This is a genomic window from Cryobacterium adonitolivorans (assembly GCF_004402695.1).
Classification (GTDB): domain Bacteria; phylum Actinomycetota; class Actinomycetes; order Actinomycetales; family Microbacteriaceae; genus Cryobacterium; species Cryobacterium adonitolivorans.
The window spans coordinates 71,827-90,615 of sequence record NZ_SOFL01000043.1 but is presented as its reverse complement, the minus strand read 5'-3'; the positions used below and the strand labels follow the sequence as shown (position 1 = coordinate 90,615).

Below are 18,789 nucleotides of genomic sequence, written 5' to 3'. Positions count from 1 at the left end.
GTGGAACCCACCATCCTCGCCGAGATCACCGGCAACATCGCGACCGTAGGTTACGGACTTGCTGCGATCGGCCCGGGTATCGGTATCGGTATCGTCGCCGGAAAGACCGTTGAAGCCATGGCTCGCCAGCCTGAGCTCGCCGGCCGTCTCCAGGTCACCATGTTCCTCGGCATCGCCTTCACCGAGCTCCTCGCGTTCATCGGTGTTGCCGTATTCTTCATCTTCGTCTAGGGACTACCACAATGCCTGAGCTTGTTCTCGCAGCAGAAGCGGAAGCGAATCCGTTTCTTCCTGCCATCTACGACATCACCTGGTCGCTAGTTGTCCTCCTGGTCGTCATGGTCTTCTTTGTACGCTTCGCGATCCCGCGTTTCCGTCAGATCCTTGACGACCGTGCGGAGGCCATCGAGGGGAACATCGCCAAGGCAGACGACGCCCAGCGCAAAGCCGAAGCTGCTCTCGAGCAGTACACGGCCCAGCTGGCCGAAGCACGTGTCGAAGCCGGTCAGATCCGCGAGCAGGCGCGCGCCGACGGCCAGCGCATCCTCGCCGAGCTCCGGGAACAGGCAACTGCTGAGGCCAACCGCGTCACGGCCACCGCGAAGGCTCAGATCGAGGCCGAACGTCAGGCCGCCGTTCTGTCCCTCCGCAGTGAAGTCGGCTCGCTGGCCATCGACCTCGCCTCCGGTGTCATCGGTGAGAGCCTGAACGACGATGCGCGTGCAAGCGCCATGGTCGAACGGTTCCTCGCCGACATCGAAGCCACCGAGAACACGGCCCCTTCGGCCGGAAAGAACTAAGACACATGGGAAGCGCCACCAGAGAAGCCTTGGCCACGTCGCGGGCGGCACTCGCCGCCCACGCCGAGTGGGCTGATCTGGCGACGGGTGAGAACCTGTTCGACGCCGGCCGGGTCATCGGGAACTCCTCGCAGCTGCTCGCCGCACTCAGCGACGCGTCTGCGGATTCGTCCCAGAAGGTCGCGCTGGTTCGCGCAGTCTTCGGTGCCACGGTCACGCCCGCCGCACTCGAGCTTCTGCTGTCGATCGCGGCTGGCCGCTGGTCGAGCCACCAGGACCTGCTGGCCGCCATCGAGGAACTCGCGTTGCGGGTGACGGCGGATTCGGCCGACCGGAGCGTGTCGATCCGATCCGAGCTGTTCCTGTTCGGTGCGGCGGTGTCCTCGGATGCCGAGCTCGAACTGGCGCTGACCAGCAAGCTGGGTAAGTCCTCAGCCAAGGTCGGACTCATCCAGGCGCTCCTGGCGGACAAGGTGTCCCCACAGACCCTCGTCATTGTGCGCCACCTGGTGCAGCAGCCTCGCGGCCGCCGCATCGGCGAATTGCTCAGCGATGCGGCCAGGATCGTCGCCGATCAGGCCGATAGCATCATCGCGACGGTCACCGTTGCGGCAGCGCTGCAGCAGGGGCAGCTTGACCGCCTCGCCGCGTCATTGTCGACCCGATACGGACGCAGCGTCGCCCTCAACGTGGTCATCGACGCATCCGTCGTCGGCGGCCTGAAAGTACAGATCGGCGACGACGTCATCGACGGCAGCGTCGCCACCCGTCTCAAGGACTTGAGACTGCAGCTTGCTGGCTAACCTTCGGGTTGCCAGAACACACAAATCTCGAGACGGTAACGTGTCGAAAAGACAAAGCCTGTACTGCTGTACAGAAAAGGGAAGATGATGGCAGAACTAACGATCAGCCCCGATGAGATCCGGAACGCTCTCCAGGACTTCGTCAAGTCCTACGAGCCGAACAAGGTCGCCACGACCGAGGTCGGCTACGTCTCCACCGCAGGCGATGGCATCGCCCACGTGCAGGGTCTCCCCGGCGTGATGGCCAACGAGCTCATCAAGTTCGCGGATGGCACCCTCGGCCTCGCGCTGAACCTCGACGAAGACGAGATCGGTGTTGTCGTCCTCGGCGAGTTCGCCGGCATCGTTGAAGGCATGGAGGTGTACCGCACCGGCGAGGTCCTCTCCGTTCCCGTCGGCGACGGCTACCTCGGCCGTGTCGTCGACCCGCTCGGCGCCCCCATCGACGGTCTCGGTGAGATCGCAACGGACGGCCGCCGGGCCCTCGAGCTGCAGGCTCCCGGCGTCATGCACCGCAAGTCGGTGCACGAGCCGATGCAGACCGGCATCAAGGCCATTGACGCGATGATCCCGATCGGCCGTGGCCAGCGCCAGCTGATCATCGGTGACCGCCAGACCGGCAAGACCGCCATCGCCGTCGACACCATCATCAACCAGAAGGCCAACTGGGAGTCCGGCGACGCCAACAAGCAGGTTCGCTGCATCTACGTCGCCATCGGCCAGAAGGGCTCCACCATCGCTTCGGTGAAGGGTGCGCTCGAGGATGCCGGAGCGATGGAGTACACGACCATCGTCGCCGCCCCCGCCTCCGACCCGGCCGGCTTCAAGTACCTCGCCCCGTACACCGGCTCGGCCATCGGCCAGCACTGGATGTACGCCGGCAAGCACGTCCTCATCGTTTTCGACGACCTGTCCAAGCAGGCCGAGGCCTACCGTGCGGTATCGCTGCTGCTGCGTCGCCCGCCGGGACGCGAAGCGTACCCCGGCGACGTGTTCTACCTGCACTCCCGCCTGCTTGAGCGTTGCGCCAAGCTCTCCGACGAGCTCGGCAAGGGATCGATGACCGGCCTGCCGATCATCGAGACCAAGGCCAACGACGTTGCCGCGTACATCCCGACCAACGTGATCTCGATCACCGACGGCCAGATCTTCCTGCAGTCCGACCTCTTCAACGCCAACCAGCGTCCCGCGGTCGACGTGGGAATCTCGGTCTCCCGTGTTGGTGGCGACGCCCAGGTCAAGTCGATCAAGAAGGTCTCCGGTACCCTCAAGCTCGAACTGGCCCAGTACCGTTCGCTGGAGGCGTTCTCGATGTTCGCGTCCGACCTCGACCCGGCCAGCCGTCGCCAGCTGGCTCGTGGCGCCCGCCTGACCGAACTGCTCAAGCAGCCGCAGTACTCGCCGTACCCCGTCGAAGACCAGGTTGTTTCGATCTGGGCCGGCACGAACGGCAAGCTCGACGAGGTTCCCCTCGAGGACATCCTTCGTTTCGAGCGCGAACTGCTCGACTTCCTCGGCCGCACCACGAGCATCCTCGCGACGCTGCGCGACACCAACGTGCTCAGCGACGACACCGTCGTAGAGCTGACGACCGCGGTGGACACCTTCAAGCGTGAATTCCAGACCGGTGAGGGCAAGCCGCTGGCTTCCGTCGGCCGCGAAGAGTTCGTCGCGACCAAGGCAGAAGACGTCAACCAGGAAAAGATCGTCAAGCACAAGCGCTAATCGCGCATCCGGTTCGAGCCGCCCCAGGCGGCTCGGACCGGGTTCTTGACACTCATCGACACGATATCTAAGCAAGCACAGGAGACACATGGGAGCGCAACTTCGGGTCTACCGGCAGAAGATCAAGTCTGCCCAGACGACCAAGAAGATCACTCGGGCCATGGAGTTGATCTCCGCTTCGCGCATCCAGAAGGCGCAGGCGCGAGTCGCGGCTTCCACCCCATATTCGCGTGCGATCACGCAGGCAGTGTCGGCGGTCGCCACGTACTCGAACGTTGAGCACGTGCTGACTACCGAACCCGAGGTCATCAACCGCGCCGCAGTGGTCATCTTCGCCTCCGACCGTGGACTTGCCGGCGCCTTCAGTTCCCAGGTCCTGCGCGAGGCTGAGCAGCTCAGCGAGCTGCTGCGCAACCAGGGCAAGGACGTCGTCTATTACCTCGTCGGCCGCAAGGCCCTGGCGTACTTCAGCTTCCGCCGTCGCGTGTCCGAGCAGTCCTGGACCGGCGGCACTGACCGTCCCGAGTTCGACACCGCCCAGGAAATCGGCAACGCGCTCCTGTCGGCCTTCCTGCGTGAAGCCGATGATGGTGGCGTCGACGAGATCCACATCGTCTACAACCGTTTCGTGAGCATGGTCACCCAGGTTCCCCAGGTCGTGCGCCTGCTGCCCCTGGAGGTCGTCGAGGGTGAATCCGGCGACGTGCCCTCCACGCTGCCGCTCTACGAGTTCGAACCGGACCCCGAGACCGTGCTCGACGCCCTGCTGCCGGTCTACATCGAAAGCCGCATCTTCAACGCCATGTTGCAGTCCGCGGCCTCGGAGCACGCCAGCCGCCAGAAGGCGATGAAGTCCGCCAGCGACAACGCTGACAAGCTCATCAAGGACTTCACCCGGCTGTCGAACAATGCGCGCCAGACCGAGATCACGCAGCAGATTTCCGAGATCGTGGGTGGAGCCGACGCGCTCTCATCCGCCAAGAACTAATCCAGAGAAGAGAGAGCAATGACTGACACCGCAATCGCGCCAGTCCTCGAAGAGGGCACAGCCGGCGCTGTGGGCCGCATCGCACGCGTCACGGGCCCCGTCGTGGACATCGAGTTCCCGCACGACTCGATCCCTGGCATGTACAACGCGCTCAAGACGACCATCGTCATCGGCGACGAGTCGACCGAGATTACCCTCGAGGTTGCCCTGCACCTCGGCGACGACTTGGTGCGCGCCATCGCCCTGAACCCGACCGACGGCCTCGTCCGCGGCCAGGAGGTCCGGGACACCGGCTCGCCCATCATGGTTCCGGTCGGCAACGTCACCAAGGGCCGCGTCTTCAACGTCATCGGCGAGGTCCTCAACGCCAAGCCCGGTGAGAAGATCGAGATCACCGAGCGCTGGCCCATCCACCGCAAGCCGCCGCCCTTCGACCAGCTGGAGTCCAAGACCCAGCTGTTCGAGACCGGCATCAAGGTCATCGACCTGCTCACGCCGTACGTGCTCGGTGGAAAGATCGGTCTCTTCGGTGGTGCCGGTGTCGGCAAGACCGTGCTGATCCAGGAAATGATCCAGCGCGTCGCGCAGGACCACGGTGGTGTGTCGGTGTTCGCCGGAGTCGGCGAGCGTACCCGTGAGGGCAACGACCTCATCGCCGAGATGGAAGAGGCGGGCGTCTTCGACAAGACCGCCCTCGTGTTCGGCCAGATGGACGAGCCGCCGGGAACGCGTCTGCGCGTCGCGCTCTCCGCGCTGACCATGGCGGAGTACTTCCGCGACGTCGCCAAGCAGGACGTGTTGCTCTTCATCGACAACATCTTCCGCTTCACCCAGGCCGGTTCCGAGGTGTCGACCCTGCTGGGCCGCATGCCCTCCGCTGTGGGCTACCAGCCGAACCTGGCCGACGAGATGGGCATCCTGCAGGAGCGCATCACCTCGACCCGTGGCCACTCGATCACCTCGCTGCAGGCCATCTACGTGCCCGCTGACGACTACACCGACCCGGCCCCGGCGACCACCTTCGCGCACCTCGACGCCACAACCGAGCTCTCCCGTGAGATCGCGTCGAAGGGCCTCTACCCGGCCGTCGACCCGCTCACCTCGTCCAGCCGTATCCTCGACCCCCGTTACTTGGGCGCCGACCACTACAACACGGCCGTTCGCGTCAAGGCGATCCTGCAGAAGAACAAGGAACTCCAGGAGATCATCGCGATCCTCGGTGTTGACGAGCTTTCTGAGGAAGACAAGGTCACCGTCTCCCGCGCACGACGCATCCAGCAGTTCCTGTCGCAGAACACCTACATGGCCAAGAAGTTCACCGGCGTCGAGGGTTCCACCGTTCCGCTCAAGGACACCATCGAGTCGTTCACGGCCATCGCCAACGGTGACTTCGACCACGTGGCCGAGCAGGCCTTCTTCAACGTAGGTGGCATCAACGACGTTGAAGAGAAGTGGGCTCAGATCCAGAAGGAGAACGGCTAAGCATGGCTTCGGCTTCGCTTACCGTGACCCTCGTCTCGGCGGACCAGCAGGTCTGGTCCGGCGAGGCGTCCATGGTTGTCGCGCGCACGGTGGAAGGCGAGATCGGTATTCTCGTCGGCCACGAGCCGCTGCTGGCCATCCTGTCCAGCGGCGAGGTGCGCATCACGCTGCTGGACGGAACGAAGGTCGTCGCCGAGGCTGACGACGGGTTCCTGTCGGTGGACAACGACATCATTTCCGTCGTCGCCCGTCGCGCCGCACTCGTTTAGGCGCCGCTTCACTGAGGACATCTGTGTTTGTACTGCTACCGCCGTCGGAGACTAAACGCTCCGGCGGCGGTTTCGTGCCCCTGGCGTTGGATTCCCTGGCCTTTCCGGCGCTGACCGGGCGCCGCAGCGTGCTCGCCGGCGCCCTTGCAGCGCTGGCCGCCGACCAGGATGCCACGGTGCGCGCGCTCAAGCTCGGCCGCACCCAACTCGCCGAGATCGACCGCAACGCCGCCCTGCTGTCCTCCCCGACGACGCCGGTCATCGACAGGTACACCGGGGTGCTTTATGACGCGCTTGCCGCCGACACCCTGTCGCCGGCGGCCCGCACCTTCGCCGGCAGCCACCTGCTCGTGCACTCCGCCCTGCTCGGACCCGTCGGCGGGCTCGACCTCGTGCCCGCCTACAGGCTCTCGCACGACTCCCGGCTGCCGGGGCTGCCCCTCAAGAAGCACTGGGCCGCCGACGTGTCCGCGGCACTCGAGGCCTCGGCGTTCGATGGTTCGGGCGGGCTGCTGCTCGACCTGCGCTCGGAAGGGTATGTGTCTCTCGGACCGGCCGCGGAACATCCGCGGCGCTTCTTCCTGCGCGTCGTCACCGAGGGCGCCGATGGCCGCACCCGCGCCCTCAACCACTTCAATAAGAAGGCCAAGGGCGAATTCACCCGGGCCCTGCTGCAGAACTCTCAGGCCTTCGACTCCGTCGACGAACTGCTCGCCTGGGCGCCGACGGCCGGTTTCACCCTGCGCCCTGGAGCCGAAGGGGAACTCGAACTAGTCGTAGCCGGCCACCTCTAGGATGAATTCGTGCAGAGACAACGAGTAAACGTCACCGTCACCGGCGCCGGGGGCAACATCGGCTACGCGCTGATGTTCCGCATTGCTTCGGGCCAGTTGCTCGGGCCCAACGTTCCGGTCGCGCTTCGCCTGCTGGAGATCCCGAGCGGTCTCCGGGCGGCGGAGGGTAGCGCCTTCGAGCTGCAGGACAGCGCCTTCCCGCTGCTGCGCGACGTGCTCGTGACGGATGACCCGGTGCGGGCCTTCGACGGAGCCAATGTGGCCGTCCTGGTGGGCTCGCGGCCCCGCGGACCCGGCCAGCAGCGCGCGGACCTGCTCGCGGGCAACGCCCGCATCTTCGGTCCGCAGGGCGCCGCCATCAACGCGGGTGCCGCCGACGACATCCGAGTGGTCGTGGTGGGCAACCCGGCCAACACCAACGCCCTCGTCACGGCCAGCCACGCGCCGGATGTTCCCGCCGACCGCTTCACCGCTCTCACCAGGCTCGACCACAATCGTGCGGTCGCACAACTCGCCGCGCACCTGTCGGTCCCGGTCACCTCGGTGAGCGGTGTTGCCATCTGGGGTAACCACTCGGCCCTGCAGTACCCCGACGTGTCCAACGCCACCGTCGACGGACGCGCGGTGCGGGAGCTCGTCGACGAGGCCTGGCTGGTGAACGAGTTCATACCGCGGGTGGCCAACCGCGGCGCCGAGATCATCGCCGTGCGCGGGGCATCTTCGATGGGGTCTGCCGCCAGCGCCACCGTCGACCATGTCTACGACTGGGTGAACGGCACCGGCCACGATTGGACCAGCGCTGGAGTGTTCTCCGACGGATCGTACGGTGTGCCGGCCGGCCTGGTGTCGTCCTACCCCGTGCGATCCCTGGACGGCCGCTGGGCGATTGAGCCCGGGCTGGCTGTTGACGACTTCTCCCGCGCCCGGATCGACGCATCGGTGGCCGAACTGAAAGCGGAGCGGGCCGCCGTCAGCGCGCTGGGGCTGCTCGGACCGCGGGCATCCGCTTAAAACCGCCTAAACCGGCGCGCGGTGGCAGCCGACGACGTGGTCGTTCACGAGGCCGCTGGACTGCATCAGGGCGTACATGGTGGTCGGGCCCACGAACCTGTAGCCGCGGGCTCTGAGCGCCTTGCTGAGCGCGGTGGACTCCGGCGTGATCGCCGGCACCTCGGCCAGGTCGGTGAGCGGCGCGGGCCGCGGTTCCGGCGCGAAGCTCCAGATCAACTCGGCCAGGCTTTCGCCCAGGGCTTGGGTGGTTCGGGCGTTGTCGATGGTGGCGGTGATCTTGCCCCGGTGCCGGATGATCCGCTCATCATTGAGCAGTCGCTCCACATCCGCTTCGGTGAAGGCGGCAACGGCGTCGACGTCGAAGCCCGCGAACGCGGCCCGGAAGGCCGGCCGGCGGCGCAGGATCGTGATCCAGGACAGCCCGGCCTGGAATCCCTCCAGGCAGAGCTTCTCGAACAGGCGCTGCTCGTCGCGGAGCGGCCGGCCCCACTCCTCGTCGTGGTAACGCCGGTATTCGGCATCGTTCGCGGCCCAACCGCACCGGGCGACTCCGTCGTCGCCGACGACGACGGAGGGACGCGGCACCGGGCCGGGGTCTGGCGGGGGAGCGACCGCGGTCATCCGACGTACTCGATGCCCTCGTGCCGCAGCAGCCACTGCTTGGTGGGGATGCCCTCACCGGCGCTGAAACCGGTGATGCGCCCGTTGGAGGCGAGCACCCGGTGGCAGCCCACCAGAATCGGCGCCGGGTTCGCGCCCACCGCACCGCCGATGGCCCGGCCGGCACCACTCTTGCCGATCGAACGGCCCAGCTCACCATAGGAGAGGTGATCGCCGAAGGGGATCGCGGCCAGCCCCCGCCAGACGCTCTGCTGGAACTCGGTGCCGCGGTTCAGCCGCACCGGCACGTCGAACGTGACCCTCGCGCCGGCGAAGTACTCGGCCAGTTCAGCCGCGGCGCGCCGGAGCAGGGCGTTGGGGGCCTCCGGCAGGCCCTCCAGGGGAAGGTGGCCGTCCCTGATGATGGCCAGCGACCAGACGTCGTCGTCGTCGCCCGTGAGCTCGAGGTCGCCGAGGGGGCTTTGCACGCGGATCAGGTTGGGGGGAAGAAGCGGGGCTGGGCTGTTCATGATGCGGCTGTCCATATTGCGACTGTAGTCGGCGCTCCCGGCCGGTTCCGGCGGTTTTCGGACAGGGGAATGTGCAGCCGGTCCGAGCCCTGTGAAGGAGGGGCAACAGGTGGCCAATTCGCGGCCGTACAGGAATAGTCTGTAGCAATGGCTCAGATCGACTATCGCGCTCTCGGTAACTCCGGCCTCGTCGTCTCGACGATCGGGCTGGGCTGCAACAACTTCGGCCGGAACGGCACCAGCACCGAGACCCAGGCGGGCACCTCCCTGGTGATCGACGCGGCCATCGACACCGGCGTGACCCTGTTCGACACAGCAGACATCTACGGCGCGGAACGTGGCCTCAGCGAAACCCTGATGGGCAACGCCCTGCGCGGCAAGCGCGACCGGATCGTGCTCGCCACCAAGTTCGGCATGGACATGGCCGGCGCGAACGGCCCCGACTGGGACGCCCGCGGCTCCCGCCGCTACATCCGTCTGGCCGTCGAAGCGTCGCTCACCCGGCTGCAGACCGACTGGATCGACCTGTACCAGCTGCACCGGCCGGACGCCAACACCCCCATCGAAGAGACCCTCGACACCCTGGACGACCTCATCCGTGAGGGCAAGATCCGCTACATCGGCCACTCCAACCTTGCCGGTTGGCAGATCGCCGAAGCAGAATTCACGGCCAGGATCAACCGTCATCCGGCCTTCATCTCCTCGCAGAACGAGTACAGCCTGCTCGTGCGCGACGCCGAAGAGGAGGTCCTGCCCGCCGTGAACGCATACGGCCTGGGCTTCCTGCCGTTCTTCCCGCTCTACAACGGCCTGTTCACCGGCAAGTTCAGTCGTGAGGGCGGCCCGGCCGACAGCCGGATCATGACCATCCGGCGGCACCTGCTCGACGACGCGCCCTGGGACACCATCGAGCGCTATCAGCAGTTCTGCGACGACCGCGGCGTGAGCATGCTCGCCGCGACCCTGGCATGGCTCCTGGCCCAACCCGGTCTGACCAGCGTCATCGCCGGTGCCACCAAGCCGGAGCAGATCGTGCAGAACGCGGAGGCCGCCACCACTTGGCGGCCCACCGCTGAGGACGTCGCCTACATCTCCGCCCTCTTCGCCTGATGCTCTGGACCCTGCTCGTTCGCTACCTCCGGCCGCACTGGCGGCTGTTGGTGGCCGTCGTCGTCTTCCAGCTGGCGCAGTCGATCGCCTCGCTCTACCTGCCGTCACTGAACGCCGACATCATCGACGAGGGCGTGGCCACCGGTGACACCGGCTACATCCTCCGCGTCGGCGGGATGATGCTGATGATCACCCTCGGCCAGATCATCTGCGCCATCATCGCCGTCTACTTCGGTGCGAAGGCAGCCATGGCGCTCGGCCGCGACCTGCGCGGGGCCGTCTTCACCAGGGTCGGCGAATTCTCCGAGCAGGAGGTCAGCCGTTTCGGCGCCCCCTCGCTGATCACTCGCTCCACCAACGACGTGCAACAGGTGCAGATGCTTGTGCTCACCACCTGCACCCTGCTGGTCTCCGCGCCCATCCTCTGCATCGGCGGGGTGATCATGGCGATGCGCCAGGACCTCGAACTGTCCTGGCTGATCGCCGTGAGCGTTCCCGTGCTGCTCGTGGCCGTCGGCATGATCATCGTGCGGATGGTGCCGCTGTTCCGTGTGATGCAGGTGCGCATCGACACTGTCAACCGGGTGCTGCGCGAACAGCTCACCGGTATCCGCGTGATTCGCGCGTTCGTGCGCGAGAACGTGGAGACCCGCCGATTCAGCCAGGCCAACACGGACGTCACCCACACCGCGCTGCAGGCCGGCCGGCTGATGGCGCTGATGTTCCCGGTGGTGATGCTGGTGCTGAACGTCTCCAGCGTCGCCGTGATCTGGTTCGGCGCGTTCCGCATCGAAGACGGCTCGATGCAGGTGGGCACCTTGATCGCGTTCCTCAGCTACCTCATGCAGATCCTGATGGCCGTGATGATGGCCACCTTCATGGCCGTGATGATCCCGCGCGCCACGGTCTCGGCCGACCGTATCGGCGAGGTCCTCGACACCGCATCGAGCGTGCGCCCGCCGGTGAACCCCGTGAACCAGACGCACGGCCACGGCGAGCTGGAGCTTAGGGGCGTGGGTTTCGCTTACCCCGGCGCCGAGCAGCCCGTGCTCAGCGACATCAGCTTCGTGGCCAGGCCCGGGTTCACCACGGCCATCATCGGCAGCACCGGCTCAGGCAAGTCCACCCTGATCAACCTGCTGCCGCGCCTGTTCGACGCTACCAGCGGCACCGTGCTGTTCGGGGGCGTTGACGTGCGCGAGCTGAACCCCGACCTGCTCTGGGGCCACATCGGCCTGGTGCCGCAGAAGCCGTACCTGTTCTCCGGCACCGTGCGCAGCAACCTGCTCTACGGCAAACCGGATGCCACCGAGGCCGAGATCTGGCAGGCGCTGGACACCGCCCAGGCCCGCGACTTCGTCGAACGGCTCGACGGCGGCCTCGACGCGGCCATCTCCCAGGGCGGCACCAACGTCTCCGGCGGCCAGCGGCAACGCCTCGCGATCGCCAGGGCGCTGGTGAAACGGCCGGAGCTGTACATCTTCGACGACTCGTTCTCGGCGCTCGACCTCGCCACGGATGCCCGCCTCCGGGCGGCCCTGGCCGCGGACGTCGCCGACGCCACCATGATCATCGTGGCCCAGCGGGTGTCCACGATCCTCGACGCCGACCAGATCCTCGTCGTCGAAGACGGCCGGATCGCCGGCGGCGGCACCCACGAACACCTGCTGGCGACGTCGTCGACCTACCGGGAGATTGCGGCATCCCAGCTGGCAGCGGAGGCCACCTCATGAGCGACACCGAAACCGACGACGACAAGGTACCGGCCCGCCCACCGCGCGGCGGCGGACCGTTCGGCGGCATGAACATGCCGGCCGAGAAGGCGATGGACTTCGGGCAGAGCGCCAAGCGCCTGATCGGCACGCTGCATCCGGAACGGATGTGGCTGACGCTGGTGCTGGTACTCGCGGTGATCAGCGTCACGTTCTCGGTGATCGGCCCGCGCCTGCTCGGCGAGGGCACCAACCTGATCTTCTCGGGCATCGTGAGCAAGACCCTGCCGGCCGGGGCCAGCCAGGCGGAGGTCATCGCGAGCCTGCGGGCATCCGGCGACACCGCCAGGGCCGACATGCTCAGCGCCATGACCCTCACTCCGGGCCTGGGCATCGACTTCGCGGCGCTGTCTACCGTGCTGTTCTGGGTGCTGGCGCTGTACATCCTGGCCTCGGTGTTCAGCTGGCTGCAGGCGCTGGTGCTCAACGCCGTCGTACAGCGCACCGTGTTCCGGCTGCGCGAGGAGATCGAAGCGAAGATCAACCGGCTGCCGCTCGGGTACTTCGACACCGTCAAGCGCGGCGAACTGCTCAGCCGGGTGACCAACGACGTCGACAACATCTCGCAGAGCCTGCAGCAGTCGCTCAGCCAGGTGGTCACGTCATTGCTCACCGTGATCGGCGTGATCGTGATGATGCTGCTGCTCTCGCCGCTGCTCGCCGTGATCGCGCTGGTCACCGTGCCACTGACCCTGGTCACCACGGTGATGATCGCCAGGCGGTCGCAGAGGCTCTTCGTGGCGCAGTGGGCGCACACCGGGGAGCTGAACGGCCAGATCGAGGAGACCTTCTCCGGGCACGCCCTGGTCAAGGTCTTCGGCCGCCAGAAGGAGGTGGAGCAGCGCTTCGCCGCGAAGAACACCGAACTCTACGAGGCCAGCTTCGGCGCCCAGTTCGTCAGCGGCATGATCATGCCCGCCATGACGTTCATCGGCAACCTCGTTTACGTGGCCATCGCCGTTGTCGGCGGCCTGCAGGTGGCCTCTGGGGCCATGCAGCTCGGTGACGTGCAGGCGTTCATCCAGTACTCCAGGCAGTTCACCCAGCCGCTGGCGCAGCTCGGCTCGATGGCCAACCTGCTGCAGTCCGGCGTCGCCAGTGCCGAGCGGGTCTTCGAGCTGCTGGATGCCGACGAGCAGACCCCCGACGCGGACCCGGCCGAAACACCCGCCGAGACGCACGGGCGGCTGGTGTTCGAGGACGTGTCGTTCAGCTACAGTGCCGACAAACCGCTCATCGAGGGCCTGAACCTGGTGGCCGAACCCGGCCAGACCGTGGCGATCGTGGGCCCGACCGGGGCCGGCAAGACCACCCTGGTGAACCTGATGATGCGCTTCTACGAGCTCGACGGAGGCCGGATCACACTGGACGGAGTCGACATCGCCCGGATGACGCGCAACGACCTGCGCGGCCGGATGGGCATGGTGCTGCAGGACACCTGGCTGTTCGGCGGCACCATCCGCGACAACATCGCCTACGGCCGGCCGGACGCCACCGAGGAACAGATCCTCGAGGCCGCGACCGCCACCTACGTGGACAGGTTCGTGCACTCGCTGCCGGAGGGCTACGACACCGTGCTGGACGACGAGGGCGGCAACGTCAGCGCGGGGGAGAAGCAGCTGCTCACCATCGCGCGGGCGTTCCTGGCCCGGCCCAGCGTGCTGATCCTCGACGAGGCCACCAGCTCCGTCGACACCCGCACCGAGGTGCTCGTGCAGCACGCGATGAAAGCGCTCCGCGCCGATCGCACCAGCTTCGTGATCGCGCACCGCCTGTCGACCATCCGCGACGCCGACCTGATCCTGGTGATGGAGGCCGGCAAGATCGTGGAGCAGGGCAGCCACGAAGAGTTGCTCGTCGCCGACGGCGCCTACCGTGCCCTCTACGACTCCCAATTCGCAGCCGCCATCGAGTAGCCCCGGCCCGCGAGCTGTGAGAAAAGCCCCAGAAACGTCGAGTTTCTGGGGCTTTTCTCTCAGTTCGCGGAGGGGGTGAGGTTACTTGGCGGGCCAGACGGGAAGGACGGCGCGACCGGCGGTGGAGTTGTAGACCACGGCGAACGAGCCGTACCAGGCCAGCAGTGCGGTGAGGATGCCGAACCAGCCACCGAGCTGGTGGATCGCGGTGATCCCGGTGTACGCGCCGATAGCGAGTAGTGCGAAGGTAATCGAGAGTGCGACGAAGACGATGAAGATCGAGCCGTTGGTCTTCTTGGCGGCCACGGTCATGTACAGCGTGAAGATCGTCCAGGCGAGCAGGAACGTGCCCATGCCGGCGGCGCCGGCTTCCACGTTGCCGCCGGTGCTTTCCAGGTACCAGAACGCGAGCCAGAACGCGCCGAACGAGGTGAACGCCGTGGCGCCGAACGTGTTGCCGCTGCGCAGCTCCCAGATGCCGGCGATGACCTGGGCGATTCCGCCGTAGAACAGGGCGAGGCCGAGGACGGCGACGCTGGAGGGAACGATGCCGGTGTTGGACATGCTCAGCACGAAGGTGGTGAGGGCGAAGGCACCCAGGCCCAGGGCGCCCGGATCGGCGAGGGGGCCGTGGGACGAGGCGGGGGCTGCGGACACGGGTGCGGCGGGTGCTGTCGCGGAGACCACGGGGGCCTCCGGGTACGTCGTAGTCATCTGATTCATTTGTCTTGAGATTATCAGTCGCGCCCGGCCGCGCCCGGCCGGCTGCGTTGTGCACAGACCGCCGGCCGGGCGGGTTCTGCACAGGTCGACGGGTGCCCGGTCGATCGGGCCGGTTCCGGCGCACTGTCGGTGCATGCAGAAGACAATCGTGAAGACCCCGACTCCCCAGGATTTCCTCGCCCTCGTGCCCCAGCTGGTGGGATTCCTCCCCGCCCAGAGCCTGGTGCTCGTCGCGTTCCGCGGCAACCGCACCTGCGGTGCCCTACGGTTCAACCTCCCCACCCCGGACGCCGGCCCGCAGGAACTGCGGCGCATCGCCGGCGCCCTGCTCGGCACCCTGTGCAAGATTCCCGGCGTTGACGCCCTCGTGCCGGTGACCTACACCGACGAGTCCATCGGCGACGACCCGGCGGTCGACGTGGCCGACCTGCCGCAGGGTGCGTTCCTGCGGGCTATCCTCACCCGCGCCGAGCAGTCCGGCTTCCTCGCGCGCGATGCGCTGTGCGTGGCCGCGGACGGCTGGGCCTCCTACCTGGACGCCGCAGCCACCCGGGGCCGGCCCCGCCGGGAACCGCTCCGGCATCCGCTCAGCGAGATCGCGGACTCCAGCGTCAGCGAGGGCATCCCGCGCGACGCCCGCCGTGAACTCGGCCGGTTGCATACCGGCGCCGAGTTGCCCCGGGTGGACCTCGCCACCCGGGAACGCTGCGCCAGACGGCTCGCTCGCTACCAGCGGCTCGGCCCCGACCTGGGGCCGATCCCGGAGCTGATCGAGATGGTCGGCGACATGCTCGACCCGGTGGGCACCGCGGAGTCCGCGCTGAGCGTGAACCCCGCGGAGCTCAGCATCGACGAGGCCGCAGCGCTGCTGTTCCTGCTGCAGGGCCCGGCCACCCGGGACCAGATGATGCTGCAGTTCGCCTTCGGCGAGGCCGAAGGGCACCGCAGCCTGGCCCTGAACCGGCACTACGCCCACAGGCAGCGGGAGACCGGCCTCAGCATGGACGACGTCGTCGAGGCCGAAATGGCGGCCGGCCGGGCCATGCAGGAGGACTCGCCGACCACCGGGGACCTGATGCTCGGCATGAGCCGGGATCGGCCGGATCCGGAGCGGGTCGGCCGGGGAATCAGGCTACTCAAACTGCTCGTGGCGATGGCGCCCAGGTCGGCCAGGCCGGCGCCTTTGTGCATGCTGGCCTGGCTGAGTTGGACGCTGGGCCAGGGGTCGGTCGCAGGCATCTACATCGACACGGCCCTGGACATCGACGGCGAGTACGGCATGGCGCGACTGCTGTTGCAGCTGATCGGCAGCGGGCACCTGCCGGAGTGGGCGTTCGCCGTGCCAGACGAGGTCGACCTCTGAGCGTGTTTAGGTCGCCGGGGCCTGCGCGATGCGCACGGTGTTGCCTGACGGATCCCGGAAGGCGCAGTCGCGCGGGCCCCAGGGCTGGTCGGTGGGCTCCTGGAGCACTTCGGCGCCGGAGGCACGCACGGTTTCGAAGGTCGCGTCGACGTCGTTGGAGCGGAACACGAGCATCGGCAGGACGCCCTTGGTGAGCAGCTCCTGGAGCGCGTCGCCGTCGGCCGGTGACCGGCCGGCGTGCGGCTCCGACAGCACGATCTCGAGGCCGGGCTGCGCATCACTGCCCAGCGTGACCCAGCGGAACCTTCCGGAGGGCACATCGCTCTGCACCCGAAGCCCGAGCGCGTCCTGATAGAACCCGATCGCCTCGTCGACGTCGTTGACGGTGATGTTGCAGTACTGAAGTGAGATTGTCGTTGTCATGCCACGAATCTAGGCCGCCACAGAGCCGCTCGCTTCTTGGATCCTGCTCGCTTCGCGGACCCTGCCCGGCGGGTGCCGATCCGGGCGGGTGCGCGACTGGGCGACACAGGCAGGCATCGCCGTGACGGAGTCGTGGGTGCGAGACCGATAGGCACTCGGAGTCTCGCCCACGATCTCGGCGAACCGGGTACTGAACGAGCCCAGCGAGGTACAGCCGACTCTCATGCAAGCGTCCGTGACGTTCGCGCCGCCGCGGAGCAACGCCATCGCCCGCTCGATCCTGCGGGTCATCAGATAGCTGTACGGCGTTTCGCCATACGCCGCCCGGAACCGGCGCGAGAAGTGCGCGGGCGACATCAGCGCCCGGCGCGCCATGGTGGGGACGTCGAGCGGGTTGGCGTACTCCCGGTCGATCAGGTCCCGGGCCCGGCGCAGGCAGGCGAGGATTTCGAGTTCCTGCGGAGTCACTATTTCACGCTAGCACCGGGCCGAGCGGGCGGCTAGAGATGCTTCGGCGCCTCCGACAGCACGCCGTGCAGGATGTCGCCGATCTCGCGGATCTCGGCCGCGCCGATGGTCAGCGGCGGCGCGAGCTGCACGACGGGGTCGCCCCGGTCATCCGCCCGGCAGTACAGCCCGGCCTCGAACAGCGCGCCGGACAGGTATCCGCGCAGCAACCGCTCGGACTCCTCGGCGTTGAAGGTCTCCCTGGTGGCCTTGTCCTTGACCAGCTCGATGCCGAAGAAGTAGCCCTCGCCGCGCACGTCGCCCACGATCGGCAGCTCGAGCAGTTTCTCCAGCTCCGCCCGGAACACCGGCGAGTTCTCCCGCACGTTCTCGTTGAGCTTCTCCTCGTCGAAGATGTCGAGGTTGGCCAGCGCGACCGCCGCGGACACCGGATGGCCGCCGAAGGTGTAGCCGTGGTAGAACGCCGTGTCTCCGTGTTTGAACGGTTCGTAGATGCGGTCGCTGATGATGGTCGCGCCGATCGGCGAGTACCCGCTCGTCATGCCCTTGGCGCAGGTGATCATGTCGGGTTCAATGCCGAAGGTCGTCGAGGCGAACATGTTGCCGATCCGGCCGAACGCCGTGATGACCTCGTCGGCCACCAGCAGCACGTCGTAGGTGTCGCAGATCTCCCGCACCCGCTTGAAGTAGCCGGGCGGCGGCGGGAAACAGCCGCCGGAGTTCTGCACGGGCTCCAGGAACACCGCCGCGACGGTCTCCGGGCCCTCGAACTGGATCATCTCTTCGATGCGGTTCGCCGCCCACAGGCCGAACGCTTCCACGTCGTCGCCGTGACCGGAGCCCATCTCGTCGGCCCGGTAGAAGTTGGTGTTGGGCACCCTGAAGCCGCCGGGGGTGACCGGCTCGAACATCTCCTTGAGCGCGGGGATGCCCGTGATCGCCAGGGCGCCCTGGGTGGTGCCGTGATAGGCAACGGAGCGGGAGATGACCTTGTGCTTGGTGGGCCGGCCCTGCAGCTTCCAGTAGTACTTCGCCAGCTTGAACGCGGTCTCCACGGCCTCGCCGCCGCCGGTGGAGAAGAACACCCTGTTAAGGTCGCCCGGCGCATGCTCGGCGAGCCTGTCGGCGAGCTCGATGGCGCTCGGGTGCGCGTACGACCAGAGCGGGAAGAACGCGAGTTCCTCGGCCTGCGTCGCGGCGGCCTGCGCGAGGCGCTTCCGCCCGTGCCCGGCGTTCACCACGAACAGCCCGCTCAGGCCGTCGATGTACTTCTTGCCGGTGGAGTCCCAGATGTGGTGGCCCAGCCCCTTGGTGATGACCGGAACTCCGGCACCGGATTCCAGCACCGACTGGCGGGCGAAGTGCATCCAGAGGTGGTCCTTCGCCTTCTGCTGCAGGTCGGCGTTCTCGGCGTCGCTGTAGACGCGCGGGCCGGTGGTGGTTTCTGTGATGGTCATCTCGGTTACCGTGTTCCCCAGTTGTACAACTGTTTGTGAAGCTTGAGGTAGACGAAGGTCTCGGTCGAAGCGACCCCCTCAAGAGCGCGGATCTGTGAATTGAGCAGGGTGATCAGTTCGTCGTCGTTCTCGCAGACGACCTCGGCCAGGATGTCGAAGGAACCGGCGGTGAGCACGACGTAGTCGACGGCGGCGATCTCGGCGAGCTGGTCGGCCAGGACCCGGGTGTCTCCGCTGGCGCGGATGCCGATCATGGCCTGCCGGTAGAAGCCCAGCTGCATCGGGTCGGTCACCGCGACGATCTGCATGACCCCGGCCTCGGTGAGCTTCTGGACCCGCTGGCGCACCGCAGCCTCACTCAGGCCGACCGCCTTGCCGATCTCGGCGTAGGAGCGCCGACCGTCGACCTGCAGCTGCTCGATGATCTTCTTGGACACATCGTCCAGTTGCGCGGGTCGGCCCGCACTGCCGCGTCCATTGCTGCTCATCACCCGATTGTGACAGTGAAGATGCCATGCTGCATGCGAATCAGTCGTGATGTACGGGTTTCACAAC

20 protein-coding genes are annotated in these 18,789 nt (G+C 67.0%); 13 read left to right on the top strand and 7 right to left on the bottom strand.

The genetic code is table 11. The features are described 5' to 3' along the window. The 9 genes from atpE to E3O42_RS13130 all read left to right on the top strand — a co-directional run bounded on the left by atpE (window position 1) and on the right by E3O42_RS13130 (window position 7,872). Window positions 1-231, top strand: coding sequence for an ATP synthase F0 subunit C (atpE, locus tag E3O42_RS13170; protein WP_088455448.1), 231 nt, complete (start codon window positions 1-3; stop codon window positions 229-231). A gap of 11 nt (window positions 232-242) precedes the next feature. Continuing rightward, complete coding sequence (locus tag E3O42_RS13165; RefSeq protein ID WP_134454364.1) at window positions 243-800, top strand: F0F1 ATP synthase subunit B; 558 nt, start codon at window positions 243-245, stop codon at window positions 798-800. A 5-nt stretch (window positions 801-805) separates the two neighbouring features. Next, window positions 806-1,603, top strand: a complete 798-nt coding sequence (locus E3O42_RS13160; protein WP_134454363.1) for a F0F1 ATP synthase subunit delta — start codon at window positions 806-808, stop codon at window positions 1,601-1,603. 87 nt (window positions 1,604-1,690) lie between these two features. Then, a complete protein-coding gene (atpA, locus tag E3O42_RS13155; RefSeq protein ID WP_134454362.1) occupies window positions 1,691-3,328 on the top strand; it encodes a F0F1 ATP synthase subunit alpha in 1,638 nt (545 codons plus the stop codon). Window positions 3,329-3,416: 88 nt separating this feature from the next. Continuing rightward, complete coding sequence (locus tag E3O42_RS13150) at window positions 3,417-4,316, top strand: F0F1 ATP synthase subunit gamma (RefSeq protein ID WP_134454361.1); 900 nt, start codon at window positions 3,417-3,419, stop codon at window positions 4,314-4,316. An 18-nt stretch (window positions 4,317-4,334) separates the two neighbouring features. Further along, window positions 4,335-5,798, top strand: a complete 1,464-nt coding sequence (atpD, locus tag E3O42_RS13145) for a F0F1 ATP synthase subunit beta (RefSeq protein WP_104163241.1) — start codon at window positions 4,335-4,337, stop codon at window positions 5,796-5,798. 2 nt (window positions 5,799-5,800) lie between these two features. Then, window positions 5,801-6,067, top strand: a complete 267-nt coding sequence (locus tag E3O42_RS13140; RefSeq protein WP_103431195.1) for a F0F1 ATP synthase subunit epsilon — start codon at window positions 5,801-5,803, stop codon at window positions 6,065-6,067. Window positions 6,068-6,090: 23 nt separating this feature from the next. After that, entirely contained in the window at window positions 6,091-6,861 is a 771-nt protein-coding gene (locus E3O42_RS13135; protein WP_134454360.1) for a YaaA family protein, read from the top strand. 9 nt (window positions 6,862-6,870) lie between these two features. Continuing rightward, on the top strand, window positions 6,871-7,872 hold the full coding sequence (locus E3O42_RS13130; protein WP_134454359.1) for a malate dehydrogenase: 1,002 nt from the start codon (window positions 6,871-6,873) through the stop codon (window positions 7,870-7,872). Window positions 7,873-7,878: 6 nt separating this feature from the next. On the opposite strand, the gene E3O42_RS13125 is transcribed toward E3O42_RS13130, so the two are convergent. Together E3O42_RS13125 and E3O42_RS13120 are read right to left on the bottom strand one after the other, a co-directional pair. Then, on the bottom strand, window positions 7,879-8,493 hold the full coding sequence (locus tag E3O42_RS13125; RefSeq protein WP_134454358.1) for a DNA-3-methyladenine glycosylase I: 615 nt from the start codon (window positions 8,491-8,493) through the stop codon (window positions 7,879-7,881). Then, window positions 8,490-9,017 carry a methylated-DNA--[protein]-cysteine S-methyltransferase gene (locus E3O42_RS13120; RefSeq protein WP_241984824.1) on the bottom strand — a complete coding sequence of 176 codons (528 nt, stop codon included), beginning with the start codon at window positions 9,015-9,017 and terminating at the stop codon, window positions 8,490-8,492. Before E3O42_RS13120 ends, E3O42_RS13125 begins: the two co-directional genes overlap by 4 nt. A 132-nt stretch (window positions 9,018-9,149) precedes the next feature. On the opposite strand from E3O42_RS13120, the gene E3O42_RS13115 reads away from it, so the two are divergent. From E3O42_RS13115 to E3O42_RS13105, 3 genes are read left to right on the top strand one after another with little or no spacing between them, the layout of a single operon-like run. Then, window positions 9,150-10,112 (top strand): aldo/keto reductase, encoded by a 963-nt coding sequence (locus E3O42_RS13115; RefSeq protein WP_134454357.1) that lies wholly within the window; start codon window positions 9,150-9,152, stop codon window positions 10,110-10,112. Continuing rightward, a complete protein-coding gene (locus tag E3O42_RS13110; RefSeq protein ID WP_134454356.1) occupies window positions 10,112-11,845 on the top strand; it encodes an ABC transporter ATP-binding protein in 1,734 nt (577 codons plus the stop codon). Before E3O42_RS13115 ends, E3O42_RS13110 begins: the two co-directional genes overlap by 1 nt. Further along, the gene (locus E3O42_RS13105; protein WP_134454355.1) at window positions 11,842-13,800 is read left to right on the top strand and encodes an ABC transporter ATP-binding protein; all 1,959 of its coding nucleotides are present in this window, start codon (window positions 11,842-11,844) and stop codon (window positions 13,798-13,800) included. The genes E3O42_RS13110 and E3O42_RS13105 overlap by 4 nt, the downstream gene beginning before the upstream one ends. An 81-nt stretch (window positions 13,801-13,881) precedes the next feature. On the opposite strand, the gene E3O42_RS13100 is transcribed toward E3O42_RS13105, so the two are convergent. After that, window positions 13,882-14,523, bottom strand: a complete 642-nt coding sequence (locus E3O42_RS13100) for an acetate uptake transporter (protein WP_241984823.1) — start codon at window positions 14,521-14,523, stop codon at window positions 13,882-13,884. 133 nt (window positions 14,524-14,656) lie between these two features. Here E3O42_RS13100 and E3O42_RS13095 point away from each other — a divergent pair, with 133 nt between their 5' ends. Then, window positions 14,657-15,886: a DUF4192 family protein gene (locus E3O42_RS13095; protein WP_134454354.1), complete on the top strand. Its 1,230-nt coding sequence runs from the start codon at window positions 14,657-14,659 to the stop codon at window positions 15,884-15,886. A gap of 6 nt (window positions 15,887-15,892) precedes the next feature. Here the strand turns inward: E3O42_RS13095 and E3O42_RS13090 are convergent, their stop codons facing one another. Genes E3O42_RS13090 through E3O42_RS13075 form a run of 4 tightly spaced genes read right to left on the bottom strand, consistent with a single transcriptional unit; the run spans window position 15,893 to window position 18,722 of the window. After that, complete coding sequence (locus E3O42_RS13090) at window positions 15,893-16,309, bottom strand: VOC family protein (RefSeq protein ID WP_134454353.1); 417 nt, start codon at window positions 16,307-16,309, stop codon at window positions 15,893-15,895. A 9-nt stretch (window positions 16,310-16,318) separates the two neighbouring features. Next, window positions 16,319-16,777, bottom strand: coding sequence for a helix-turn-helix transcriptional regulator (locus tag E3O42_RS13085; RefSeq protein WP_134454352.1), 459 nt, complete (start codon window positions 16,775-16,777; stop codon window positions 16,319-16,321). 32 nt (window positions 16,778-16,809) lie between these two features. After that, complete coding sequence (locus E3O42_RS13080; RefSeq protein ID WP_134454351.1) at window positions 16,810-18,234, bottom strand: aspartate aminotransferase family protein; 1,425 nt, start codon at window positions 18,232-18,234, stop codon at window positions 16,810-16,812. Window positions 18,235-18,239: 5 nt separating this feature from the next. Continuing rightward, window positions 18,240-18,722, bottom strand: a complete 483-nt coding sequence (locus E3O42_RS13075; protein ID WP_134454350.1) for an Lrp/AsnC family transcriptional regulator — start codon at window positions 18,720-18,722, stop codon at window positions 18,240-18,242. Window positions 18,723-18,789: the final 67 nt, after the last annotated feature.